Source organism: Herbaspirillum sp. ST 5-3 (genome assembly GCF_004804275.1).
Classification (GTDB): domain Bacteria; phylum Pseudomonadota; class Gammaproteobacteria; order Burkholderiales; family Burkholderiaceae_D; genus Noviherbaspirillum.
On sequence record NZ_STGI01000002.1, the window covers coordinates 487,239 to 502,233 of the forward strand.

Below are 14,995 nucleotides of genomic sequence, written 5' to 3' on the forward strand. Positions count from 1 at the left end.
GTGTCAAAACTTTGCTTGGGGTTTGCCGCCTTTATCAATGAGCCCGAAGGCTCATTGAGGGGTGCGTGTACTTACAGCACTTTGGCAATGGCATCGACGACATTGTCGATATTGCGCGAGTTGAGCGCAGCGACGCAGATGCGGCCGGTATCGACAGCATAGATCGAGAATTCGTCGCGCAGACGCCCGACTTGCTCCTTCGTCAGGCCGGAATAGGAGAACATGCCGCGCTGCTTGATCACAAAGTCGAAGTTGTGTCCCGGCGCTTTTTCCTTCAGCTTCTGCACCAGTGCCTGGCGCATTTCGCGAATGCGAACACGCATGCCTGCGAGTTCATCTTCCCACAGCTTGCGCAGTTCGGGCGTTGCCAGGGCAGTCGCGACCACTTGCCCGCCATGCGTCGGCGGGTTCGAGTAGTTGGTGCGGATCACGCGCTTCAACTGCGACAGCACGCGCGCGGCTTCTTCCGCGCTGGTGGCAACGATGCTCAATGCGCCGACGCGTTCGCCGTACAGGGAGAAGGATTTCGAGAACGAATTCGATACGAACAGCGGGCCGCCGGCTTGCGCGAATTGACGTACAACCTTGCCGTCAGCATCGATGCCGTCGCCAAAACCCTGGTAGGCCATGTCGAGGAATGGCACCAGGCCGCGCTCGGTGACGACCTTGATGATATCGGTCCATTGCGCGTCGGTGAGATCGGCGCCGGTTGGGTTGTGGCAGCAGGCATGCAGCACGACGATGGAGCCTGCCGGCATGGTCTTCAATGCATTCAGCATGCCGTCGAAGTTCACGCCACGCGTTGCCACATCGTAGTACGGATAGTTGTTGACGACGAAGCCGGCGGATTCAAACAGCGCACGGTGGTTTTCCCAGCTCGGATCGCTGATCCACACCTGCGCGTTCGGCGCAAAGCGCTTCAGGAAATCCGCGCCGAGCTTCAGCGCGCCGGTGCCGCCGAGGGCTTGCGCCGTGACAGCACGCTTTTCTTGAATTACGGCGCTGTCGGCACCAAATACCAGTTCCTGCACCGCCTTGTCGTAGGCCGCCAGGCCTTCGATCGGCAGGTAGGTGCGTGGAGTTGCCTTTTCCATCAGTTGCGCTTCCGCCTTGCGCACGCATTCGAGCAGCGGCACCTTGCCGTTGTCATCGTAATAAACGCCGACGCCGAGATTCACTTTGTTCGGGTTCTTGTCAGCGTTGAAGGCTTCGGTGATGCCCAGAATCGGGTCGCGCGGCGCCATGTCGATGGCGCTGAAGAGGGGGGCAGGATGGGATTGGCTCATCGTGATAACATGAAAAGTTGACTGCGGAAGATCGTTCCTGGCAGCGGGTTGTGAGCAGTCTTGAAGGCCGGAAAGCCTCCGACTGACGTGCAACTAATTATTTTACCAAAGGTCGAATCGAGATGGCAGATTTATCCCAGGTTTCCAGCGCGCTTGACGAATCGAAGATCGTCACCTTCCCCGGTTCGCCTTATCGTCTTTACCAGCCTTTCCCCCCTGCCGGCGATCAGCCGGTTGCTATTTCGAAGCTGGTTGAAGGCATCGAGGATGGCTTGTCTTACCAGACCTTGCTGGGCGTGACCGGTTCCGGAAAGACCTACACGATGGCCAATGTGATTGCCCGCCTTGGGCGGCCGGCCATTGTCTTTGCGCCGAACAAGACGCTTGCGGCCCAGTTGTACAGCGAATTCCGCGAATTTTTCCCGCAGAACGCGGTGGAATATTTCGTCAGCTACTACGACTACTATCAGCCGGAAGCCTACGTCCCGCAGCGCGATTTGTTTATCGAGAAGGATTCCTCGATCAACGAGCACATCGAGCAGATGCGTCTGTCGTGCACCAAATCCCTGATGGAGCGGCGCGATGTGGTCATCGTGGCAACGGTTTCCGCGATTTACGGTATCGGTAATCCGAACGAATACCATCAGATGATCCTGACCTTGCGCGCCAAGGACAAGGTCAGCCAGCGCGATGTGATCGCGCGCCTGATCCAGATGCAGTACACGCGCAATGAAGTGGATTTTGCGCGAGGCACGTTCCGCGTGCGCGGCGATACCATCGACGTCTTCCCGGCCGAACATGCCGAGCTGGCGGTGCGCATCGAGATGTTCGACGACGAGATCGACAGCCTGCAACTGTTTGATCCGCTGACCGGCCGCGTGCGGCAGAAGATTCCGCGCTTTACCGTCTATCCCGGATCGCATTACGTGACGCCGCGCTCCACGGTTCTGCGCGCGATTGAAACCATCAAGGAAGAGTTGCGCGACCGGCTGGAGTGGTTCCGCAAGGAGGGCAAGCTGGTCGAGGAGCAGCGGCTGGAACAGCGCACGCGCTTCGATCTCGAAATGATGCAGGAAATCGGTTTCACCAAGGGCATCGAGAACTATTCGCGCCACCTGAGCGGCGCCAAGCCGGGTGAGCCGCCGCCGACGCTGGTCGATTATCTTCCGCAGGATGCAGTCATGTTCCTCGACGAATCGCACGTTCTGCTTGGACAGCTCAACGGTATGTACAACGGTGACCGTGCGCGCAAGACGAATCTGGTGGATTACGGTTTCCGTCTGCCGTCTGCACTCGACAACCGTCCGTTGAAGTTCGAGGAATTCGAAAGCAAGATGCGGCAAACGGTCTTCGTGTCCGCAACGCCGGCAGAATATGAAAACACGCATGCCGGGCAGGTGGTGGAGCAGGTGGTCCGCCCGACCGGTTTGGTTGATCCGGCGATTTTGGTGCGGCCGGCCAGCACGCAGGTGGACGACCTGATGTCGGAGATCACCGAACGCGTGAAAAAGAACGAGCGCGTGCTGGTCACCACGCTGACCAAGCGCATGGCCGAGCAGTTGACGGAATTCCTCGGCGACAATGGCATCAAGGTACGCTATCTGCACAGCGATATCGATACCGTCGAGCGCGTGGAAATCATTCGCGACCTGCGTCTGGGCACATTCGATGTGCTGGTGGGCATCAACCTCTTGCGGGAGGGCCTGGACATCCCGGAAGTGTCATTGGTCGCGATCCTCGACGCCGACAAGGAAGGCTTCCTGCGTTCCGAGCGAAGTCTCATTCAAACCATCGGCCGCGCTGCGCGCAATCTCAATGGCATGGCGATTCTGTATGCCGACAGGATGACCGATTCGATGAAACGCGCCATCGGCGAGACCGACCGGCGCCGCACCAAGCAGATCGCGTTCAACAAGGCGAACAACATTACGCCGGCGGGTATCAAGAAGGAAGTGCGAGAGCTCATCGACGGCGTGTACAGTCCGCAGGAAGCGCGCGAGGAATTGCAGGTCGCGCAGGAGCAGGCGCGATATGAATCGATGTCGGAGAAGCAGGTCAGCAAGGAAATCAAGCGCCTGGAAAAACTGATGGTCGAGCATGCGAAGAATCTGGAATTCGAAAAGGCGGCGCAGGTGCGCGATCAGTTGCACATATTGAAACAGCAGTTGTTCGGGGCGCCGGGCCTGGACAACGTCGTATCCTTAACGGGTAAGCAAGATTCACGCTAATCACGCATGACGCGTTGTCGTGCCGGGCTTGGACAGCGGTACAATCCCGGTTTTTATTCTGATCCGCCATGTCCTCGTCCATTCCAGTAGCCATCCTCGACACGCTTGCATCGGCGGATCCATCCTGGCGCCCGATCCTGCTTCGGGGGCTGGAGGCTATCGCCGAGGCGGACCCGGAATATCTACCTTCACTCGCGATCGATAACTTTCTGCCGACCAACGGCCGCCTGTTCGCAGCGTTTTCGTTGCCGCTGAATGCGGTTCGCTATGTACTGGTCGGCGAGGGGCCATATCCACGCGAGAGGAGTGCCACGGGAGTCTGTTTCATGGATGGCGCCGTCGAATCCCTGTGGTCTGAAAAGGGCTTGTCCAAGGAAGTGAACCGGGCAACGTCGCTACGCAACTTCATGAAGATGCTGCTTGTCGCCGATGGCATGCTGTCGCCGGAAAATGCATCGGGTGACGCCGTTGCGCATATTTCATTGAGAGCGCGGGCGATAGGATCCTCGTTCATTCAGACATTGACCGAACTGCAGGCCAACCTGACCCGGCACGGCTTTCTTCTGCTGAACGCTACGCTGGTCTACCGTCCGGACGTGCCTCCGCTCAAGGATGCAAAAGCATGGCGTCCGTTTTTGCAGGTTGTCCTGAAGGCGCTTGCCGATCACGCCGAGCGGAACACGAGTTCGCCGCCGACCCTGGTGCTTTGGGGGAAGGTCGCCGAGCAACTGAATGCACTGGATGTAACGGCCCGGTTCCCGCGTGCCGTGTCCGAACATCCGTACAATCTGTCCTTCATCGCAAACCGTAGCATGCAAGGTCTGTTCGGACCGATGCGCCTCCTGCAACAGCAAAGCTGAAACGCGGAAAGCCGGCTCAACCCACGTTTGGCAACCAAGGCGGCCATTTCCTCGCATCGCGACAAATCGTTTCCCGGAAAAAAGTCGACGAGCTGTTGCGTCATATCAGGATGCTCGACCGGAAACTTCGTGAAGATGGGATGGATGAGCGGATGGGGTGGAACGCCACTCCCTCGGCTATTCGAATTGCAACGGAAATGGTGATGAAAACAAGTCGTGTGCTATTCGTTTGCATGGGAAATATCTGTCGATCGCCCACTGCTGAAGGGGTGATGCGCAAACTCGTGGCGGACGCGAAGCTGCAGGATCAGGTGATTGTCGATTCGGCTGCCACGCATGATTATCACGTCGGCGAACCACCCGATCCTCGCGCACAGGCCGCGGCGCGAAGACGCGGCTATGATCTTTCTTCCTTGCGCGCTCGCCATCTCGTGGCGGCGGATTTTGATGTTTTCGACCTGGTTCTCGGAATGGATTTCAATAATCTTGAAGTCATGCAGAATCTGTGTCCGCCCGAACATCAATCCAAAATCGGTTTGCTGATGAGCTATGCAGGCAAGCGGAGGGCAACCATCGTCCATGATCCCTACTATCGCGGCGCGAAGGACTTCGATGTCGTGTTTGATTACATCGAGGATGCGTGCCAAGGGCTGCTTCGCTCGATCTCTCAGGGAATCCTGATTCTGGAGCGTGGCGCTTGATCATTGAAGGGAGTGAATAATCATTCCAAATGACCATCGCCGCTTGAACGCCTGCCGCCTGTCGTGTCCTTCAAGCAAGGAGGCGTTCGCCTCGAAGTAAAGCTTGCAGGCGCATGTAAAAATTACGCTTGATGCGGTGACAGGGCTTGCTTTGAAGGCTTGTCGACCGGTTTTTGAAAGGGAACGAATCCCGGCGACAGCGCCCGTTCACGAAGAGGCGTTGCTCGGACGGAATATTGGTGCAAGCTGCGTGTCTTGGTATGGAGATTGCGTGACTTAAGCTGTTGGTGTTTGATGCGTCAATAACCAGATGATGGCACCTTTAACAGCGGCAATGGCATCTGCGGGTTGGTTGATCGCCTGCTCGGCATGCGCGCAGGCGCATCCTGCCGACGTGGAAAACGAATTGACGCCGTCGACGCCTCACTTGGTTGCCAAGGGCGCCGGCGATGTCGAGCAAGCGCGCATCGCGGCCGAGAACACCGGGCCTGATTCTGAATTCACCGATGGCAAGGTTCCATTTCATTTCCGTGCGGGCGAGCGCCATGAGGTATTCGGCTATGCCGATCTTCCGGGCGTATCCTCACTATGGCCGCCTGTTTCCTCTCTGCGCAGTTTCTTCGGATCTGAGCTCTCCGGCCCTGGCGCGCTCAATTACTGGCTGGACGCTGCAAATAACCGCGCTGCGGGGCTTACGCTCGGTTATGCATGGCGCGGGCTGAAGTTGGAAGGCACGGCTGCGTCCGAAGCCTTGAAAGATGAGCGGAAACCGGTAGAAACCGAAGCTCTTCACCTCGATGCCAGATCCACCCGATTGTCCTTCCATCCCTCGGATCACTGGACATTCCAGATCAGCCGCGGCACGCTCGTCGGGCTGGATCAGATCGTGCCGAGCGGAGACGCGCGCCGCGCGACAATCTCGGCAAGCTACTACCGGCCATTTCGCGACGGCGACTGGCAAACGACCATGGCATGGGGCCGCACTGCCAGGAAATATCGCGAGGCCACAACGGGCTATCTGCTTGAGTCGGCGCTCCGATTCGACGTTGTCCATACGGTTTTCAGCCGCCTGGAGCAGGTGGGAAGTGACGACCTTCTGTATGAAAACGGATCACCTCAGCGGATGTTCAAGATGAACAAGCTGACTCTGGGGTACTACAAGGACGTGCAAACCAGCGGCCCGCTCAAATTCGATGTTGGTGCGCTCGTGAGCAAGCACTTCATTCCTGTTGGTGCCATACCGACTTATGGCGCCGAGCCTGTTTCCTACATGTTGTTCGTGCGCCTGAAGCTTCAGTAGCGGCGCTCGGCGGGCACAAATGAAATATGAAATAATAGCGTCCGTTTAAGTTGCAATGCAGCAATGCTGCTTGCCCGTGGCCTTCGGGCGGTCGTCACAGTCCGGGCAACGCTCCGAAGTGCTGAATCATTTCCTGAAAACGATGTAATTCCCTATTTCATTAATACCTGACGAAATCACTCAACTTTGATATACTTGACCAAAATATTCGGGAATCCGGGATATTCGATAGAACTTGGATAAAGTTTCATATTGGAGTTGATGGTTATGCGTCTGACTACTAAAGGCCGTTTTGCGGTGACTGCGATGATTGATTTGGCACTGCGCCAGGACAAGGGACCGGTCACCTTGTCCGCGATCAGCCAGCGGCAGGAGATTTCCCTTTCCTATCTGGAGCAGTTGTTCGGCAAGTTGCGCCGTCACGAGATCGTCGACTCCGTGCGCGGGCCTGGCGGCGGATACACCTTGGCCCGTCGTCCCGAGGACGTGACGGTCGCTGACATCATCATTGCGGTCGACGAGCCTCTTGACGCGACGCAATGCGGCGGCAAGGAAAACTGTCACAGCCCCGGCCATGAGCACGGAACCCGTTGCATGACGCACGACCTGTGGTCCACCTTGAATGCCAAGATGGTGGAGTATCTGGATTCCGTGTCCTTGAAGGATTTGGTGGATCAGCAGCGACAGAGAACTGCTGACCATAACGTGGTGCTGATGCCCCGCACCCACGCTACAGCTTGATTGGAGTTATTTATAGTATGAACGCCCCATTGGAAAAAACACTGATCGATACCATCAAGGCTCCGCATTTTCCGATTTACATGGATTATTCGGCGACGACGCCTGTCGATCCGCGTGTGGCGGACAAGATGATCCCGTATTTGCGCGAGCAATTCGGCAACCCGGCTTCGCGCAGCCATATGTATGGCTGGTCTGCGGAAAAGGCAGTGGAAGAGGCGCGTGCGCAAGTCGCCGCACTGGTGAACGCCGATCCGCGCGAGATCATCTGGACTTCGGGCGCGACCGAAGGCAACAACCTTGCGCTCAAGGGCGCGGCGCACTTTTACAAAACCAAGGGCAAGCACATCATCACCGTCAAGACCGAGCACAAGGCTGTGCTGGACACGGTGCGTGAACTGGAGCGCCAGGGTTTTGAGGCAACCTATCTTCAGCCGCAGGACAACGGCCTGATCACCATCGAACAATTGCAGGAAGCGATTCGCCCGGACACGATCCTGGTTTCCGTGATGCTGGTCAACAATGAAATCGGCGTGATCCAGCCGATTCCGGAAATCGGCGAGCTGTGCCGCTCCAAGGGCATCATTTTCCATTGCGATGCTGCGCAGGCTACCGGCAAGGTGCATATCGACCTGGAAAAATGGAAGGTCGACCTGATGACGTTCACCGCGCACAAGACCTACGGTCCGAAAGGTATCGGCGCCTTGTACGTGCGTCGCAAACCGCGCGTACGCATCGAGGCCCAGATGCATGGCGGCGGTCATGAGCGCGGCTTGCGTTCCGGTACATTGCCAACGCATCAGATCGTCGGCATGGGCGAAGCTTTCCGCATCGCCAGGGAAGAAATGGATACCGAGATCGTCCGCATCAAGGCATTGCGCGACCGCCTCGCCAAGGGCCTGACCGAGATGGAAGAGGTGTACATCAATGGCGACATGGAACACCGCGTGCCGCACAACCTGAACGTCAGCTTCAATTTCGTTGAAGGCGAGTCGTTGATCATGGCGATCAAGGACATCGCGGTATCGTCCGGTTCGGCTTGTACTTCGGCCAGCCTGGAACCATCTTATGTGCTGCGCGCGCTGGGTCGCAGCGATGAGCTGGCGCACAGCTCGATCCGTTTCACCATCGGCCGCTTTACGACCGAAGAGGACATCGACTTCACGATCAACCTCATCAAGACCAAGGTCGCCAAGCTGCGCGAACTGTCGCCGCTATGGGAAATGTACAAGGACGGGGTCGATCTCAATTCGATCCAGTGGGCTGCCCACTAAGCCGTCCCGCACTGTCAAAGTTAAAGGAGCATCAAGATGTCTTATTCGGAAAAAGTTCTCGATCATTACGAAAACCCGCGCAATGTCGGGTCCTTCGAGAAGGGCGATGAAACCGTCGGTACCGGCATGGTCGGCGCCCCGGCGTGCGGCGACGTGATGAAGCTGCAGATCAAGGTGGGTGCCAATGGCGTGATCGAGGATGCGAAATTCAAGACCTATGGCTGCGGCTCCGCAATCGCCTCGTCATCGCTGGTGACCGAATGGGTGAAAGGCAAGACGCTGGACGAAGCGATGTCGATCAAGAATACCCAGATCGCCGAAGAACTTGCGTTGCCCCCGGTGAAGATTCACTGCTCTATCCTCGCTGAAGATGCGATCAAGGCGGCAGTGCAGGATTACAAGACCAAGCACGCAAGCGAATCGAAGGAAGCAGCCTGATTTATTGTCACTCCGGCGCTGGCCGGGTAGAACTGTGAAAGAGATTGAGTATCATGGCAATCACACTAACGGAAAAAGCGGCAAAACACATTTCTCGCTACATTGAGCGGCGCGGCAAGGGAGCTGGCGTACGCATCGGTGTTCGTACCAGCGGATGCTCCGGCCTGGCGTACAAGCTGGAGTATGTGGACGAACGCGTGCCGGAAGACGAAGTGTTCGAGTCGCATGGCGTACGGGTATTCGTCGATCCGAAGAGCCTTCCCTACATCGACGGCACCGAGCTGGACTTTGCGCGCGAAGGCTTGAACGAGGGCTTCAAATTCAATAATCCGAATGTGAAGGACGCGTGCGGCTGCGGCGAAAGCTTCCGTATCTGATCAATACCGCTGCTCCTTCCTGACGAGGGAGCAAATCGCATTATCAAGCCTGTTGATGTACGAACAGGCTTTTGTTTTACATAGTCATGCAAAACCACTTCGAGCTTTTCCAGTTGCCGCAACGTTTCACCATCGACCTGACGGCCTTGGACCAGGCTTTTCGTGAAGTGCAGAGCCGCGTTCACCCCGATAAATTCAGCCAGGCCACCGACGCCGAGAAGCGTGTAGCCATGCAATGGGCCACACGGGCCAACGAGGCATACCAGACGCTCAAGAGTCCCTTCAAACGCGCGGCATACTTGTGCGAACTGAACGGGATAGACCTCCAGATTGAATCCAACACGGCCATGCCGCGCGAATTCCTGATGCAGCAGATGGAGTGGCGCGAAGAGCTGGAGGACGCGAAGCATGACAAGGATATGAATGCGCTGGAAGCCCTGGATGCCGAATTGCAGGTGGTGCGCAAGGCCAAGGTGGCGCATATCGGCACGCTGCTCGATGCACACAATTTCACGGATGCGGCGCTTGGCGTGCGGCAGCTGATGTTTCTCGAAAAATTCGGGGAAGAAGTGCAGGCCGTTTTTGAAAAGCTTGAAGGCTGAGTATTTTGGCAGCCGCTCCCATCGTCTGACAACATAATATGGCTCTACTCCAAATCTCCGAACCCGGCATGTCTACCGCGCCGCACCAGCATCGGCTGGCGGTGGGCATCGACCTTGGCACGACCAATTCGCTCGTTGCGACAGTACGCAACAGTATTCCCGAAGTGCTCAACGATGAAGAAGGGCGGCCGCTGCTGCCGTCCATCGTGCGTTATCTCCCGACTGGCAATGCGCATATCGGCTACAAGGCGCAGGCCGCGCAGACCACTGATCCGAAGAACACCATCGTGTCGGTCAAGCGCTTCATGGGCCGTGGTCTGAAAGATATCGCCTACGCCGAAAACCTGCCCTATGATTTTGTCGACGCACCGGGCATGGTGCAGCTCAAGACCATCGCGGGCGTGAAAAGCCCGGTCGAGGTTTCCGCCGAAATCCTGGCGACTCTGCGGCAACGCGCGGAAGACATGCTGGGCGATGATCTGGTTGGTGCCGTGATTACCGTCCCGGCCTACTTCGACGATGCACAGCGCCAGGCGACCAAGGACGCCGCCAAGCTTGCTGGCTTGAACGTCTTGCGCCTGCTCAACGAGCCGACGGCGGCGGCGATCGCATATGGCCTGGACAACGCTTCGGAGGGTATCTATGCCGTGTATGACCTGGGCGGCGGTACCTTCGATATTTCCATCCTCAAACTCACCAAAGGCGTCTTCGAAGTACTCGCCACCGGCGGTGATTCCGCGCTCGGGGGCGATGACTTCGATCATCGCCTGCTGTGCTGGATCATCGAGCAGGCCAAGCTGGCGCCGCTGTCCGACAAGGACACACGCATCCTGATGGTGAAGGCGCGCGAGGCAAAGGAGTTGTTGTCTTCGCAGGCCGAGACGCACATCGATGCTGCACTGAATTCCGGCGAGGAAGTGCATCTCACCCTGGACGCAGCCACGTTTGCACAGATCACCCAGCACTTGGTGGCGAAGACCATCACTCCTACACGCAAAGCCTTGCGGGATGCTGCACTGACAGTCGATGATGTCGACGGCGTGGTGCTGGTCGGCGGTGCAACGCGCATGCCGCATATTCGCAAGGCCGTCGGCGAGTTCTTCAAGACCATGCCGCTGGCGAATATCGATCCCGACAAAGTGGTAGCGCTGGGGGCGGCGATTCAAGCAAACCTGCTGGCAGGCAATCGTGCGGCCGGCGACGAATGGCTGCTGCTGGATGTGATCCCCTTGTCGCTCGGTATTGAAACGATGGGCGGCCTTGTCGAAAAAGTCATCCCGCGCAACTCGACGATTCCGTGCGCGCGCGCTCAGGAATTCACTACGTTCAAGGACGGCCAGACCGCGATGGCGATCCATGTGGTGCAGGGCGAGCGTGAACTGGTCAGCGATTGCCGCTCTCTCGCAAAATTCGAATTGCGCGGTATTCCGCCGATGGCGGCGGGCGCGGCACGCATTCGTGTGACCTATCAGGTAGACGCCGACGGTCTTTTGTCCGTATCTGCACGCGAGCAGCGCTCCGGCGTGGAAGCATCGATCTCGGTGAAACCCTCGTACGGGCTGGCCGATGAGGAGATCGCGAAGATGCTGCAGGACTCCTACAACTCGGCCGATATCGACATGAAACTGCGCGCCCTGCGCGAGGAACAGGTCGAGGCCGAGCGGATTCTCCTGGCAACGCAGTCGGCGCTCGATGCGGATGGCGATTTGCTGTCGGAGGCGGAGAGGTCGGATGTGGCTGCACTGATGGAAGCGGTGCGGGAGAAAGTGCGGGGTGAAGACCATTCCGCCATCAAGGCGGCGGTTGACGCCCTTGCGCAAGGTACAGAAGAATTCGCGGCTCGCCGCATGGATCGCAGTGTACGGACGGCGCTGGCGGGCAAGAAGCTCGACCAGATCGCATAAAGACAATCGCTGCAACTACAGCAGAATCGACTGCAATTACACATCGAGGTAAACCAAGTGCCCCAAATCGTTGTTCTCCCTCATGCGACTCTTTGCCCGGAAGGCGCCGTCATTGAAGCGCCGGCGGGCATGTCGGTCTGCGATGCCTTGCTTGAAAACGATATCGAGATCGAGCACGCCTGCGAAAAGTCCTGCGCGTGCACGACCTGCCACGTGATCGTTCGCGAGGGGTTCGAGTCGCTCAACGAACCGGAAGAGAAGGAAGAAGACCTGCTCGACCGGGCATGGGGACTGGAAGCGACATCACGCCTGTCCTGTCAGGCCATTCTCGACAAGGAAGACCTTGTGGTCGAAATCCCGAAATACACCATCAATCAGGTCAGCGAAAATCATTGATCGGGAGGCGCATAATGAAATGGAACGAGATCACACGCATTGCCGAAGAGCTTAACGACAAATACCCCGATGTCGATCCCATGGTCGTGCGGTTCACCGATCTGCACAACTGGGTCTGCGAACTGGACGGTTTTGACGACGATCCCAGGCGCGGTGGAGAGAAAGTGCTTGAGGCGATCCAGATGGCGTGGATTGAAGAAGCGAAGTAATCGCCGACGTATACGCTTTATGCAAGCGGTTCGCCGCGAGACATCGGAAGTGAAACGATCAGGGTTGTGCCCTTGTTCCGGTCGGTATCGATCACCAGTTCCCCGCCGAGCGCATTGATCCGCTCCTGAATCCCGACCAGACCGAAGGAGTTCGCCTTCCTTCGGCAATCGGGATAGATGCCGATGCCATTGTCGGCGATCTTCATGATCAGCTTGTTATTTTCGCGATACAAGTCGATCCCTACCTGGCTTGCCTGTGCGTGCCGGATGACGTTGTTGAGCGATTCCTGCAGGATGCGAAACAACGCGGTAGCACGCGTGTCATCCACGCTGATGTCGTCGTCCGTGTTCAATTCGCAGGCAATCCCGCTGCGTCGCTGGAAATCCTGTACCTGCCATTCGATTGCGGCATTCAAACCCAAGTCGAGCACGGTCGGGCGCAGATTGTTGATCGCCGCGCGCACAGCCTTGATGGTCGCATCGATATGACCGAGAGCTGTTTTTACGCGTTCATTGAGCTTGGGATGTGCGGTCCCGGTGCGGGTATGGAGCATGGATACGTCGATGCGCAGTGCGAGCAGGTTCTGCCCCAGGTCATCGTGAATCTCACGCGCGATACGCTTGCGCTCATCCTCCCTTACCCGCTCCTGGTAGGAAACAAGGTGACGGAGAATCTGCCGCGAATGCTGCAGTTCTTCTTCCAGTTTCTTGTGGTCAGAAATATCGGTGCAACTTCCGATATAGCCGAGGAAGCGCCCGGACGGCGAGTGACGCGGCACGCCATGCGCCAGCACATAATGATAGTCTCCCTGGCGACTGCGCAGACGATACTCGATGCTGAAACGCCGGCGTGCCCGGAACGCTGCGGACTGGGTGTCCATGCAGGACCGGACATCATCCGGGTGGATGCCTTCGGTCCAGCCCGTGCCCAATTCCTCCTCCAGTGAACGGCCGGTAAAGCTCAACCAGACCTGGTTGAACCACAGATATTGCTGATCTGGACCGGTGACCCATATCAGCACAGGCGCCGAATCCGCCATGAGCCGGAATCGCTCCTCGCTTTCGATTAACGCGAGTTCCGCCTGCTTGCGTTCGTTGATATCGCAAACGACCATGCGGCAGAGGTTGCTTTTATGGTCGACATTGGCTTCGACATGGGTGAAAAAGATGCGGTCCTGGGCGTGAAGGAAGGGAATCTCCCGGGCTTCCTTGGCCGGGCTGTGGAAAACTCGCTCCAGAAAATCATCGAAGGCGTCGCGCGTTTCCGCCGGAACGAATTCCACCATGCGGCGACCGATCAGCGCCGAGAGGTCCAGTCCCAGCAGGCCGGCCCCCGTAAGATTGGCCTCGTGGATGATGCCGTCACGTCCGAGCGTGAAATAACCCACGGGTGCAAAGTCATAGAGGTCGGCATAGCGTGCGAGCCGCGCTTCATACTCGGTGCGGACCTGTCTGAGCAGTAGGTTCTCGGCCTCAAGCTTGGTTTGATAGAGCTGCAGGTTCGAGGTCGGCTGCCCGGAATCGGCGACGGTCATGCCATCGGACGAGCGGCTATCAAGTTGTTTGATTATGCGCTTACGCATCCACGCTGATGTCAGTTTTCCATTCATATTTCCCGCAACCTGCATTTCCCAAAATGGCTGGAAGTCCGTGGCATGGTGCCAAAAAAACAAGTATGCGGTGCCAGGGGCGCCAAGGCAAGCGGGAATTGCTGGTTCGAGAAAGCGTGGCAGCGCGGAAATCAAAAAAGGCGGCAAACTTGCCGCCTTTGTCGCTGCCATAATTGATTCCAGAAGGAATCGATTATGCGCGTGAGGTGAGATGACCGTTCACGACTCGGACGCGATCGCCCACGCTCCAGCCTGGTTGCTGCGAATACGGGAAGGTGCGAATCTGGCCGTTTTCCATGCGTACTCGAACCTGATATGTGGTCGTTCCGCGCGTGCGCTTCTCGATCTCATTGCCGGCATAGCCGCCGCCGACGGCGCCGGCCACGGTAGCGACCTTGCGTCCGTTTCCGCCACCCACCTGGTTGCCCAGAACACCACCGAGCAGTGCGCCAGCGACCATGCCGACGCCGCTCGCTTGTGCCTGCTGCTGAACGGCGTGCACCGATTCGACACTGCCGCAGCTGGAACAGATCGCCGGTGCTTGTGCCACCGCATAAGAAGCGCCGCTTGTCGCGTGATGCGTTTGCGCGTGGCCGGTATGCGCCGGACGCGGTGCGGCGGCATGTCTTTCAGGTGCAGGAGCCTGAGCGGGCGCATCTGATTCAGGTCTGGATTCCACAAGCGCGGCCGGCGTTGTCGCGGTTGCCGTCGCTGGGCTTGCAGCCGTGGCAGCGGCGGCCGGTGCTGCATTGCTGTAGGAACTCGGAATCAGCCCGGTAATTGCCGCAACACCTGTCAGGCTCACCAGCATCACCGAAACGGCGGCACCTGCGACCAGCGGATGAATTCGTTTGAGCGGGTTATTGTTTTCCATTGTTACCTCCTGTGTCATGGACAACGTGCATTCAATTGCATGAAACGATTATCGAAGGTAACTTCAGCCCAAAAAAGCCGATTAGTGTGTCAGCTGTAAGCCTTTGTAACGCCGCTGATCTTGCTCAAGACAGTGCTGTGAATTGTCACAAAATGCCGTTCAAAACAAACAAAAACGGGACCGTATCGCGGTCCCGTT

The 14,995-nt window shown here is 57.7% G+C and carries 15 protein-coding genes; 12 read left to right on the forward strand and 3 right to left on the reverse strand.

Annotated features, from left to right (window positions below; all coding sequences use genetic code 11):
* Positions 1–71: 71 nt before the first annotated feature.
* Complete coding sequence (locus E6W33_RS05840) at positions 72–1,286, reverse strand: amino acid aminotransferase (RefSeq protein ID WP_136415272.1); 1,215 nt, start codon at positions 1,284–1,286, stop codon at positions 72–74.
* A 122-nt stretch (positions 1,287–1,408) separates the two neighbouring features.
* Here E6W33_RS05840 and uvrB point away from each other — a divergent pair, with 122 nt between their 5' ends.
* The 12 genes from uvrB to iscX all read left to right on the forward strand — a co-directional run bounded on the left by uvrB (position 1,409) and on the right by iscX (position 12,313).
* The gene (gene uvrB / locus E6W33_RS05845) at positions 1,409–3,514 is read left to right on the forward strand and encodes an excinuclease ABC subunit UvrB (RefSeq protein ID WP_136415274.1); all 2,106 of its coding nucleotides are present in this window, start codon (positions 1,409–1,411) and stop codon (positions 3,512–3,514) included.
* A gap of 68 nt (positions 3,515–3,582) precedes the next feature.
* The gene (locus tag E6W33_RS05850; RefSeq protein WP_136415276.1) at positions 3,583–4,374 is read left to right on the forward strand and encodes a uracil-DNA glycosylase; all 792 of its coding nucleotides are present in this window, start codon (positions 3,583–3,585) and stop codon (positions 4,372–4,374) included.
* 203 nt (positions 4,375–4,577) lie between these two features.
* Positions 4,578–5,075: a low molecular weight protein-tyrosine-phosphatase gene (locus E6W33_RS05855; RefSeq protein WP_136415749.1), complete on the forward strand. Its 498-nt coding sequence runs from the start codon at positions 4,578–4,580 to the stop codon at positions 5,073–5,075.
* A 334-nt stretch (positions 5,076–5,409) separates the two neighbouring features.
* Positions 5,410–6,375: a hypothetical protein gene (locus E6W33_RS05860; protein ID WP_136415278.1), complete on the forward strand. Its 966-nt coding sequence runs from the start codon at positions 5,410–5,412 to the stop codon at positions 6,373–6,375.
* 267 nt (positions 6,376–6,642) lie between these two features.
* Positions 6,643–7,116, forward strand: coding sequence for a Fe-S cluster assembly transcriptional regulator IscR (iscR, locus tag E6W33_RS05865; protein ID WP_136415280.1), 474 nt, complete (start codon positions 6,643–6,645; stop codon positions 7,114–7,116).
* A gap of 17 nt (positions 7,117–7,133) precedes the next feature.
* Positions 7,134–8,387 carry an IscS subfamily cysteine desulfurase gene (locus tag E6W33_RS05870; RefSeq protein WP_136415282.1) on the forward strand — a complete coding sequence of 418 codons (1,254 nt, stop codon included), beginning with the start codon at positions 7,134–7,136 and terminating at the stop codon, positions 8,385–8,387.
* A 36-nt stretch (positions 8,388–8,423) separates the two neighbouring features.
* Positions 8,424–8,825, forward strand: a complete 402-nt coding sequence (iscU, locus tag E6W33_RS05875) for a Fe-S cluster assembly scaffold IscU (RefSeq protein ID WP_136415284.1) — start codon at positions 8,424–8,426, stop codon at positions 8,823–8,825.
* 53 nt (positions 8,826–8,878) lie between these two features.
* Positions 8,879–9,202, forward strand: coding sequence for an iron-sulfur cluster assembly protein IscA (gene iscA, locus E6W33_RS05880; protein WP_136415286.1), 324 nt, complete (start codon positions 8,879–8,881; stop codon positions 9,200–9,202).
* 86 nt (positions 9,203–9,288) lie between these two features.
* Positions 9,289–9,804, forward strand: coding sequence for a Fe-S protein assembly co-chaperone HscB (gene hscB, locus E6W33_RS05885; protein WP_136415288.1), 516 nt, complete (start codon positions 9,289–9,291; stop codon positions 9,802–9,804).
* Between the two features lie 38 nt (positions 9,805–9,842).
* Positions 9,843–11,708 (forward strand): Fe-S protein assembly chaperone HscA, encoded by a 1,866-nt coding sequence (hscA, locus tag E6W33_RS05890; protein ID WP_136415290.1) that lies wholly within the window; start codon positions 9,843–9,845, stop codon positions 11,706–11,708.
* A 57-nt stretch (positions 11,709–11,765) separates the two neighbouring features.
* A complete protein-coding gene (gene fdx, locus E6W33_RS05895) occupies positions 11,766–12,104 on the forward strand; it encodes an ISC system 2Fe-2S type ferredoxin (protein ID WP_136415292.1) in 339 nt (112 codons plus the stop codon).
* Positions 12,105–12,118: 14 nt separating this feature from the next.
* Entirely contained in the window at positions 12,119–12,313 is a 195-nt protein-coding gene (gene iscX / locus E6W33_RS05900) for a Fe-S cluster assembly protein IscX (RefSeq protein ID WP_136415294.1), read from the forward strand.
* Between the two features lie 17 nt (positions 12,314–12,330).
* Here iscX and E6W33_RS05905 read toward each other — a convergent pair whose 3' ends face one another.
* Both E6W33_RS05905 and E6W33_RS05910 read right to left on the reverse strand, forming a co-directional pair.
* Complete coding sequence (locus tag E6W33_RS05905) at positions 12,331–13,896, reverse strand: PAS domain S-box protein (protein ID WP_168798547.1); 1,566 nt, start codon at positions 13,894–13,896, stop codon at positions 12,331–12,333.
* 220 nt (positions 13,897–14,116) lie between these two features.
* Complete coding sequence (locus E6W33_RS05910) at positions 14,117–14,797, reverse strand: glycine zipper 2TM domain-containing protein (RefSeq protein ID WP_136415298.1); 681 nt, start codon at positions 14,795–14,797, stop codon at positions 14,117–14,119.
* Positions 14,798–14,995: the final 198 nt, after the last annotated feature.